The organism is Acetobacterium sp. (genome assembly GCF_030652775.1).
Classification (GTDB): Bacteria; Bacillota; Clostridia; order Eubacteriales; family Eubacteriaceae; genus Acetobacterium.
The window spans coordinates 1-10,707 of record NZ_JAUSPS010000003.1 but is presented as its reverse complement, the minus strand read 5'-3'; the positions used below and the strand labels follow the sequence as shown (position 1 = coordinate 10,707).

Below are 10,707 nucleotides of genomic sequence, written 5' to 3'. Positions count from 1 at the left end.
GGAGTGCATCGGTTATTTTTTTTTCGTCTTCTACAAATAGTATACGCATAAAGCGACTCCTTCCATATTTTTGATTTTGATTATAAGCTAACAGCCTAATTATAGAGCTGAAATCTTAAAGCTATATAAAACAAAGAAAATATGATATTATTTTAGGGTAATCGAAAACAACGGTACCAACCAATTGTTTTCTGTTTCAACAATTTTCGATATTACTTTTGTCTTTTTTATTTATCGATTGATTATGGAGGTTCCCATGAAAGATATACTCATTATTGAAGATGATAAAAAAATATCCCGGATCATTGAACTGCAGCTTAAGCATGCGGGCTTTGCGACGGTTAAGGCTTTTACTGGCCGGGAAGGGATTGAAGCCTATCATCAAAATCCTGCCGTTGATCTGATTTTACTTGATATTATGCTACCAGAGGTCTCTGGTTATGATGTTCTAAAATATATCAAAGTGCAGAATCATCACCTGCCGATTATCCTATTAACCGCCAAAGACGATACCAGTGATGTCGTAACTGGTTTTGAACTAGGTGCCGATGATTATGTGACCAAGCCCTTTAATTTTGAAGAGCTGCTAGCCCGGATCAAAGCCAACATCAGGAAAAACGCACCAGAAGCAGCGCTAAACAGCCATCTGGTTTTTAAGGACATTGAGATCGATCTGGACTCCTTCAGCGTTAAACGCCAGTCCCAGGAAGTCACCTTATCCCGAACAGAATTTGACCTGTTTTATTATCTCGTCCTTAATCATGATCTGGTTCAGTCCCGGGAACAAATACTTGATAAAGTCTGGGGCTTTGATTATGATGGCGGTGATAATATTGTCGATGTTTATATTAAATATCTGCGCGATAAAATCGATCGGGATTTTGCTGAAAAACTGATCCAGACCGTTCGGGGGCGAGGTTATGTGGTTCGATAAACTAAATATCCCAGGACGAAAAAAGCCGCTGAAAATATATCATCGCATCGTTTTCTTTTTTATTCTGGCTCTTACCGCTGTTCTGACCCTGTCGTTTTTAATGGTATTCTTTTTTTCGCAACAACTTATTTTAAACGAAAGCAAATCCACGATGATCCGTTTTAATAATTACGTCATCAATACCCTGGATGAAAACATGCCGACGCTGCTCAGTTTACCGGCAGATCAGCGACTGGAATTTATCTCTGAAAAATTGTACCCCTATGTCAAGGATAATTCCCTGATTGCCTATCAGCTTAAAGATAATCAGGGCAATACTTATCAATCTTCGGAAATTCTGACCGATTTGCTGGTTGCTGAAAATCTGGGAAAATACAATTTTCATTTATTCGAATTCAGTTTTAATGATGATAACGATCAGATGATCGCAGTAAATTCGCTGCGTTACAACCAGATTGAATACTATTATCTGGGGTCTTACTACGTGCTGGAAGACGGCGATATTATTTATCTCCAGATTATCAAAAACCTCAATGACAGTTATGTATTTATGACCACCTTGTTTGTCCTAATGATCGCCATCAGTATTCTGGGACTGATGGCGATTATCCTGCTCGGCATTTATGGCACCAAACAAACCCTGAAACCGCTGATAGAAATTTCGGAAACAGCCAAGAACATCACTGAAAATAATCTCAACGTGCGGATCGAAGAAACCGGCAACAAGGATGAGCTGGATCAGCTGATTATGTCGCTAAACCAGATGATTAAAAAACTTGAGCTGGCTTTCAATAACCAGAAACGCTTTGTTTCCGACGCCTCCCACGAACTGCGCATTCCCCTGACGGTTATTCAAGGCTATATTGATATTTTATCAGATTGGGGCAAAAACGACCCGCAGCTCCGGGATGAATCGATTGATGCCATTCGCGATGAAATACAGGGTATGAATAAGATGGTCGAAGATTTACTGTTGATTACGCGCATTGAAAACAATTATTTTGATCAAGATTTTATCATTCTTGATGTTTCGGTGCTGTTGGAAAAGATTTTTTATCAGTGTCAGATGATTGACTCGGACCATCAATACATCATGGAATCCTGTGACCATGCCTTTGTCCGGGGTAATGAAGGCCTACTGATCCAAGCCATCCGGGGTCTGCTGGACAATAGCCGCAAATACACCCCGGTTGGTGGAACCATCACCCTGAGCTGCCGGGTTTGCAATAAAAAAATGAATGAAATCACAGTTAGCGATAGCGGTTGTGGCATCCCTCCATCTGAACTTGAAAAAATTAAAGAACGCTTTTACCGCGTCAGCAGTGATCGTTCACGATCATCCGGCGGTTCCGGCCTGGGTTTATCGATTATTGACAGCATCATCAGCATTCATCACGGCAAGCTGGTTATTACTAGTGAAATCAATCAGGGCACCAAAGCGTCTATTTTCCTAAAAAAACATTAAAAAAGGGGCGATTCAATCGCCCCACGAGGTTGTCGATAAACTACCGTACCGACCAATTGTTAATCTGTTGTTCGCCGCGACCAATACGAAATCCGCTTTGCTCCTTTCGCATTAGTCGCGGGCAGTCGCCAACTACAAGCAAGCTTGTGATTGGCTCGTTGCCTGCGCGGAAATCGGACAGGCGATGCCGTGTCCGCTCCGATGCGTACAACATGATGTAACAATTGTCGGTACTGCTTTATCTTTTTTTGACAGTCTGAAGGGGCGATCCTATCACTCCACACAACTACTTATAAACATTCAGAAAAAATCTGAACAGCCTGATCAATTTCTTTTTTGGAAACCACCAGGGGTGGTACAAAACGGATGGCATTGCTGCCGGCAGTAATCAGGAGTAAGCCTTTTTCCATCGCTTTGGCAACGATGGCACCCAGATCAGCGTCAATCTGAACACCCACAATCAGTCCCATGCCGCGAACCTCTTTAATGGCCGGATGGTCTTTCTTCAATGCTTCCAGTTTGCTTTTCAGATAATCCCCTTTTTCAACCACTGCTTCAAAAAATCCCGGTGCAGTGAGGGTTTCAATGACATATTTGGCAGTGGCCGTCACAAATGGATTTCCGCCGAAGGTGGACGCATGAGTTCCCGGAGTAAAGACTTCGGCCACATGATCTTTGGCAATAATGCCGCCGATAGGGACACCGCCGCCTAAACCTTTGGCCATGGTCACCACATCCGGCACGACTCCGTATTGCTGATAAGCAAACAGTTTTCCCGAACGGCCAATCCCCGTTTGCACTTCGTCAAAAATCAGCACAATATTTTGTTCATCACAGATTTTTCGAACTTCTTTTAAATAGTCCAGATCGGCGGGGTATATTCCCCCTTCGCCCTGAATTGGTTCTAAAATAATGCCGCAGGTTTTGGGGCTGATCTGAGCCTTCAGGGCAGCGATATCATTGTAAGGCACATGATATATCTCCGGCATCAGCGGTTCCAGGTTTTCCTGATATTTTGGTTGACCGGTGGCGGTAATTGCGGCATAGGTTCGTCCATGAAAGGACTGTTCCATGGCAATAATCTCTACCGCCTCTTTATTTTTTTTGAGCTTGCCGTAAACCCGGCACAATTTCAAGGCCGCTTCACAGGCTTCCGCCCCACTGTTGCAAAAGAAAACCTTGTCCAGTCCGCTGGCTTTGGTCAGCATCTCGGCCAGTTCAATTCCCGGTTCAGACCAGTAAAGATTGGAAATATGCACCAGTTTTTCCATTTGCGCCTGCATCGCCGCCAGCACCCCCGGATGGGAATGACCCAGCGCATCGACAGCGATCCCAGCGACAAAATCCAGATATTCTTTGCCGTCACTATCCGTCAGCACACAGCCCTGACCCTTATCAAATACCAATGGAAAACGTTTATAGGTTTCCATGATCACATTGTTTCCTCGTGTTATTAAATCCATTTTGTCCTCCTAAATAATGGAACGACGAATCATCGTTCCCACCCCGGCGGCAGTGAACAGTTCCAATAACATGGAGTGCTCAACCTTGCCGTCTAAAATATGTACTGAATTGACCCCCTGGTTCAGAGCGTCGACGCTGTTTTCGACCTTGGGAATCATCCCGCCGGAGATAATTCCTTCTTCAATCAGCTTGGGTACATTTTCGGCAAAGAGCCGCCGAATAATTGAATCAGGGTTATCCGGATCCATGTAGACCCCATCGGTATCGGTCAGATAGATGAGTTTTTCAGCCTTCATTGCTTTGGCTATGGCATAGGCCACATGGTCGGCATTAATATTATAGCTCTGGCCGGTTTTATCGGTACCAATCGGTGCGATAACCGGCAAATAGTCGTCTTTTAACAGGGTATTCAAGAGCCGGTTATCAACCCGGATAATGTCCCCAACAAAACCGATGTCGAGATTATTGATAAATTTCTTTTTAACCTTGATCATCCCACCGTCCTTGCCGGAAAGGCCGACGGCGTTCATTTCCCGGTTCTGGAGCAGCTGTACAATCTCTTTATTGATTTTTCCCGATAAGACCATTTCGGCAATTTCCACCACCTTTTCGTTGGTGATCCGCAAACCCTCAACAAATTCGGTTTGAATCTCTAAGTCACTTAGCATCCCGGAAATATCTTTGCCGCCACCATGAACAATAATCAGACGGATGCCGACCAGTCGCATCAGCGAAATGTCATCCATAACCGACTGTTTTCTGGCCTCATCATACATAAAACTGCCGCCATATTTAATGACCATGGTTTTCTTTTTAAACTGTTGGATATAGGGCAAGGCTTCAATCAGAATCTTGGCCTTTTCAATATATTTTTCCATTTATTACTCTTTTCTTTTTTAACTTCGGTAATCGCCATTGATCTTAACATAGTCGTAGGACAGATCACAACCCCAGGCTACGGCTTTTTCGTCGCCTTCTTCCATTTCAACCGCAATGTAAATATCAGTTTCGGATAAAACTTTTTTAGCTTCATCTTCATCAAAAGCGATCGGGGCACCATCATTTAAAAGGGTGATCATCCCGGCCTGACTGGAAAAAACCAATGAGACTTTTAGTGGATCAAAGTCGGCACCGGAATAACCCAAGGCACAGAGCACTCGTCCCCAGTTGGCATCTTCGCCAAACAACGCTGTTTTGACCAGACTGGAAGTAATCACTGATTTTGCCAGCTTACGGGCATCATCCTTTGTTTTGGTACCATGAACTTCCACTTCGACAAACTTAGAAGCGCCTTCGCCGTCGCGAATGATTTTTTTAGCCAGGGTTTTATGAACATAAATAAAGGCTTCTTTAAAGAGCTCATAATCTGGGGTATTTTCCTGTAAGGGCTGATTGTCGGCCAAACCGTTGGCAATCACCGTGACCATATCATTGGTACTGGTATCACCATCGACAGAGATCATATTGTAGGTATCTACCGTGGTTTCTTTTAACAGTTTATCAAGCAGGGTTGGCTCAATCTTTGCATCGGTGGTCACAAAGGACAGCATCGTGGCCATATTGGGGTGAATCATCCCCGAACCCTTGGCCATGCCGCCGATCTTCACTGACTTCCCGCCTATTTCCACTTCGACAGCGATGGTTTTTTGAATCGTATCGGTGGTGAGAATCGTATTGGCAGCAATATCGCCATCTTCCTCAGTATTTCCCAACTTTGGCACCATAAACTCAATGCCAGATAGGATTTTTTCCACCGGCAAGACCACCCCGATAACCCCAGTTGAGGCGATCAGTACATCCTCCGGCTGCAAACCCAAAACCGCTGCTGCTTTATTGGCTGTGGCTGCCACCGCTGCTTCGCCTTTATGTCCGGTGCAGGCATTGGCGTTGCCGCTGTTGACCACCACCGCCTGCTTATAGGGATTGTCCATGACTTTATTACACCAGAGAATCGGTGCTGCCTTGACAACATTCGTTGTTGTCATAATACTGGTTGCGCCTGGTACTTCTGAAACAATCATCGCCAGATCATTTTTTCCGCTTTTTTTGATGCCGCAATTGATCCCACCGGTTTTAAAACCTGTGGGTGTTGTTACTCCGCCTGTCTTTATTACTTTCATGTCTTTACTCCTCGTATTAAAATAACTTATCCAAATTTTTGTTTAGATTGGGAAATCGGCAATAAAGTCGATGCCGGTTTTTTCGGCCAGATCAAAACAGATATTCATATTCTGAACCGCCTGTCCAGCTGCCCCTTTAATCAGGTTGTCGATGGCTCCCACCACAATGACGTGGTTGGTTCGGGGATCGATGGTCAAACCGATGTCGCAATAATTTGTACCCTTCACCCAGCGGGTTTCCGGCATCCGATTTTCCAGGATTCTAACAAAATACTCATCGTGATAGAAGTCTTTGTAAATCGCCTTTACCTCTTCCAGACTCAGGTCTGCGGTTAACTTAGCATAAGATAATGCCAGAATTCCCCGGTTCATCGGAACCAGATGGGGGGTGAACAGAATATTAAAGTCCTGCCCGTTTAACAGCCGCAATTCCTGTTCAATTTCTGGGGTATGGCGATGGGACCCGATTTTGTAGGCCTTGATAGTTTCATTGCACTCCGAGTACATCAGTTCAGTTATCGTTCCCCGACCAGCTCCGGTTACCCCGGATTTGGCATCGACGATAATGCTGCTGGTATCAATGAGATTATTTTTCAAAAGCGGTGCCAGGCTTAAAATGCTGCAGGTTGTATAGCAGCCGGGATTCGAAATAAGCTGGGCTTTTTTGATCTCATCCCGATGCAATTCACATAATCCGTAAACCGCTTCATTAAGTAATGGATGGTTAAAATGTTCGGTTTTGTACCAATCTTCATAGACATCAATATCTTTAAGGCGGAAATCGGCGCCTAGATCAATGACCTTTGTTTTCTTTAACACATCCGCCGTAACGGTTTTGGATGCGATGCCATGAGGTAAAGCCAGAAATACCACATCCGACTTTTCTGCCAGCACCGTGATGTCCGTTGCTTCGCAAACAAGATCGGTAATGCTTTCGAAATTTCCGTAGACATCGCTAAATTTTTGCCCGGAAAAGCTTCTGGTTCCGATTGTCACCACTTCTACTTCCGGATGCCGCATTAAAATTCGGATCAGTTCCTGTCCGGCATAACCAGTCCCTCCGATAACAGATGCTTTAATCATTTTAATTTTCCTTTCTTAATGCCTTTGTTTAAGAATAGTAAGAGTTTAGGCAAACAGAATCGTACAATCGATTCGCATAAGAATCGGTACGGAGTTTATCTACAATCTTAATATTCTATTTTCGTCCCATTAATAATCCGCCAACACAAGTTCTCTAAATATTCATTTTACCAAAATAAATGAGGTCTGTCTGTTAGTTTATGAAATTTATCAACATCTTATTTCTGTATTATACTCGACTCACAATGCATAATCAAGCACTTTTATGCATAATTATTAATTAATTATATTATTTTTCTTTTTATACTTGCATTTCGTGTAAAATGATTGTATAATCATTCATGTAAATAAGTTGATTATACAAAAAAAAGATAATTATCAGGAGGATATAAAATTGAAGAAAAAAGTAATTCTTGCTTATTCCGGTGGATTGGATACCACCACCATTATACCATGGCTTAAAAACACCTACGACTATGAAGTTATTGCCGTCTGCGTGGATGTCGGACAGGGCACCGAACTAGACGGTCTTGAAGAACGAGCCCTTGCTTCCGGCGCCAGCAAATTGTATATCGAAGACGTTACCGATGAGTTTGTCGAAGACTTTGTCTGGCCAGCCCTTAAAGCTGACGCAATTTATGAAAAAAAATACTTATTGGGTACCTCTCTGGCTCGTCCTTTAATTGCCAAGGTTCTGGTAAAATATGCAGAACTGGAAGGCGCCGAAGCCATCTGTCACGGCGCTACCGGCAAAGGCAACGACCAGGTCCGTTTTGAACTGACTATTGGCGCTTTAGCACCGCAATTAAAAATCATTGCCCCCTGGCGAATTTGGGATATTAAATCCCGTGAAGATGCGATGGACTACTGTGTCATGCATGATATCAAGGTGCCGATGTCGATCAGCAACAGCTACAGCCGTGATAAAAACATTTTACATATGAGTCATGAAGGTCTGGAGTTGGAAGATCCATCTTTAGAACCACAATATAAAAAATTACTGCAAATGACAACACCATTGGAAGAAGCGCCTGATGAAGCGGAAATTGTCAGTCTTGACTTTGAAGAAGGTATTCCCGTCCGATTAAACGGCGTTGAAATGACTGGCCGCGAACTGCTTGAAAAACTTAATATTATCGGCGGTCGTCACAGCATCGGCGTCGTAGATCTCATTGAAAACCGGGTGGTTGGGATGAAATCCCGCGGGATTTATGAAACCCCCGGCGGTTCAATCCTTTATAACGCTCATGAAGAATTGGAACACATGTGTCTTGATCGTCAAACCTTCGGCTTTAAACAACAGGCTGCCGTTAAGTTTGCTGAATTGGCCTATAATGGCGAATGGTACACTCCCCTTCGCGAAGCTTTAACAGCCTTTGTCGATGAAACTCAAAAAACGGTTACTGGGAATGTTCGTTTAAAATTATATAAGGGTAATATTATTCTTATTGGCGTGGCTTCACCATACTCACTTTACAATGCCGAAATCGCCAGCTTTACTACCGGCGATCTATATGATCATAAAGATGCTGAAGGATTTATCCATTTATTTGGCTTACCGCTTAAGGTTCGTGCTTTAATGCGACTCAGCCGAGAAGAAAAAGGGGAATAAAACATAATGAAAAAAATGTGGGGAGGTCGGTTTTCTAAAAAAACCGACCTTTTAACTGATGATTTTAACTCGTCCATATCCTTTGATCAACGCCTGTACAAACAGGACATCACTGGAAGTATTGCCCATGCCCGAATGCTTGGGAAACAGAATATTATTGATCCAGCCGAAGCTGATAAAATTATTGAAACCCTGGAAGCGATTCTTCTCGACATCGAAGCCGGAAATATTGAATTTTCGGTGTCGATGGAAGATATTCATATGAATGTCGAAGCCATTCTGACCGAACGGATTGGTGATATTGGTAAAAAACTTCATACTGGCCGCAGCCGCAACGATCAGGTTGCTACCGACATGCGCCTCTATGTCAAAGAGATTGCCACCGACAGCAAATCACTGATCCAAAATCTGATTCTCACCCTGCTGGATCTGGCCGAAGATCATACCAATACCATCATGCCAGGCTATACCCACCTGCAGCGAGCCCAACCAATTACCTTTAGTCATCACCTGATGGCTTATGTGGAAATGTTTAAACGGGACATGATCCGAATGACTCAGGTAAAAGCCATGGCCGACACCTTGCCGCTGGGTTCTGGCGCATTAGCCACCACCACCTATCCTTTGGATCGGAAAGCGGTGGCGGAAGAGCTGGACTTTGCCTTTGTTTCTCTGAACAGTCTGGATGGGGTTTCCGACCGGGATTTCTGTCTTGATTTTCTGGAAGCTGCAGCTGTGTTAATGATGCACCTAAGCCGCTTTTCGGAAGAAATTATCCTCTGGTGCAGCAGTGAGTTTAACTTTATCACCCTGGATGATGCTTTTAGTACCGGAAGCAGCATTATGCCCCAGAAAAAAAATCCCGATATTGCCGAACTGGTCAGAGGCAAAACCGGCCGCATTTACGGCAACCTGATGGGTCTGTTAACCACCATGAAGGGCATTCCCCTGGCTTATAATAAAGATATGCAGGAAGATAAGGAACCGGTATTCGACACCTATGATACCATTAAAATCTGCCTGATCACCTTTGCCAAAATGATCAAAACCCTGACCGTCAATAAAGCCACGATGAAAAAGGCCGCTGCTGGCGGGTTTTCCAATGCCACCGATGCCGCCGATTGGCTGGTTAAACATGGCGTTGCCTTTCGTGACGCCCATGAAATTATCGGCAAACTGGTATTTTTTGCTTTAGAACAACAAAAAAGCCTGGATGAGTTAACCCTTGATGAATATAAAAGTGTCTCGCCAGTTTTTGACGAATCAATCTTTGCTGCCATTGATTTGAATGTCTGTGTCAACCAACGAAATATTATTGGCGGACCGGCTGAAGAGCAAGTTCGAAAAGCCATTGCTCTTAGTCGCCAATGGCTTGCCCAAAACTAATATTATAAATTTGATTCGCCCTGCCAATTAAATCAAGAAAGTTTTTATCACTTCCTTTGTCTTGTTTTTCACAAAGAAATATGTTATGCTTTTAAAAACGTTAATCATAATTTTACGCTTAATTAAAATATAGAAATAGAGAGTATAATATGGGAAAATACAAGGTTGGTAAAGAAACAAAGGAAAAGATTTATGAGGCTTCCAAAGCCTTGTTTTATGAAAATGGCTATACCAGCACGACTTGCCTGAAGATTGCCAAGGAATCCGGGGCAAATGTTGGGCTGATCAACTATTATTACGGCTCAAAAGGCGGCCTGGGGATTGAAGTCTATAACGAAATCATGTCTTCGATCAAAGCGAAGGTCACCGAAAAGCTGAAAAATTTAGGGATTGAAACAACCCTTTTATTACAGACTGCCATCGAATGGCGGGTACTTAATAATAATATGCGGTTCAATAAAAATTTCAGCCGTTTTTATTATGATTTGCTGGGCGAAAATGTTCTCTACAAAGAGCAAAGTGTGGTCACCGATTTTTATCGCAAACTGGCTGAAAGCTGTGATCTTCATTACAGCGACTTTGAAATCGCTTTTATTTCCTATTCCAGTGCCGGTGCTACTCAAGGCATCAATCTTGCCTATGA

At 43.3% G+C, this 10,707-nt stretch carries 9 protein-coding genes; 5 read left to right on the top strand and 4 right to left on the bottom strand.

Annotated elements, in window-relative coordinates; all coding sequences use genetic code 11:
• Window positions 1-256 precede the first annotated feature (256 nt).
• Together Q7J41_RS00540 and Q7J41_RS00535 are read left to right on the top strand one after the other, a co-directional pair.
• Complete coding sequence (locus tag Q7J41_RS00540) at window positions 257-934, top strand: response regulator transcription factor (protein ID WP_304884221.1); 678 nt, start codon at window positions 257-259, stop codon at window positions 932-934.
• A complete protein-coding gene (locus tag Q7J41_RS00535; protein ID WP_304884219.1) occupies window positions 921-2,399 on the top strand; it encodes a cell wall metabolism sensor histidine kinase WalK in 1,479 nt (492 codons plus the stop codon). The genes Q7J41_RS00540 and Q7J41_RS00535 overlap by 14 nt, the downstream gene beginning before the upstream one ends.
• Window positions 2,400-2,689: 290 nt before the next feature.
• Here the strand turns inward: Q7J41_RS00535 and Q7J41_RS00530 are convergent, their stop codons facing one another.
• Genes Q7J41_RS00530 through argC form a run of 4 tightly spaced genes read right to left on the bottom strand, consistent with a single transcriptional unit; the run spans window position 2,690 to window position 7,066 of the window.
• Complete coding sequence (locus Q7J41_RS00530; RefSeq protein WP_304884217.1) at window positions 2,690-3,862, bottom strand: acetylornithine transaminase; 1,173 nt, start codon at window positions 3,860-3,862, stop codon at window positions 2,690-2,692.
• A 9-nt stretch (window positions 3,863-3,871) separates the two neighbouring features.
• Entirely contained in the window at window positions 3,872-4,741 is an 870-nt protein-coding gene (argB, locus tag Q7J41_RS00525) for an acetylglutamate kinase (protein ID WP_304884215.1), read from the bottom strand.
• 18 nt (window positions 4,742-4,759) lie between these two features.
• A complete protein-coding gene (argJ, locus tag Q7J41_RS00520; RefSeq protein ID WP_304884214.1) occupies window positions 4,760-5,983 on the bottom strand; it encodes a bifunctional glutamate N-acetyltransferase/amino-acid acetyltransferase ArgJ in 1,224 nt (407 codons plus the stop codon).
• A 42-nt stretch (window positions 5,984-6,025) separates the two neighbouring features.
• Window positions 6,026-7,066, bottom strand: coding sequence for an N-acetyl-gamma-glutamyl-phosphate reductase (argC, locus tag Q7J41_RS00515; protein WP_304884213.1), 1,041 nt, complete (start codon window positions 7,064-7,066; stop codon window positions 6,026-6,028).
• Window positions 7,067-7,454: 388 nt separating this feature from the next.
• Here argC and Q7J41_RS00510 point away from each other — a divergent pair, with 388 nt between their 5' ends.
• The 3 genes from Q7J41_RS00510 to Q7J41_RS00500 form a co-directional block, all read left to right on the top strand.
• Window positions 7,455-8,678, top strand: a complete 1,224-nt coding sequence (locus Q7J41_RS00510; RefSeq protein ID WP_370650960.1) for an argininosuccinate synthase — start codon at window positions 7,455-7,457, stop codon at window positions 8,676-8,678.
• Window positions 8,679-8,684: 6 nt separating this feature from the next.
• Complete coding sequence (argH, locus tag Q7J41_RS00505; protein ID WP_304884209.1) at window positions 8,685-10,064, top strand: argininosuccinate lyase; 1,380 nt, start codon at window positions 8,685-8,687, stop codon at window positions 10,062-10,064.
• Window positions 10,065-10,213: 149 nt separating this feature from the next.
• Window positions 10,214-10,707: TetR/AcrR family transcriptional regulator (locus Q7J41_RS00500; protein WP_304884207.1), on the top strand; the 494-nt coding region annotated here is incomplete at its 3' end.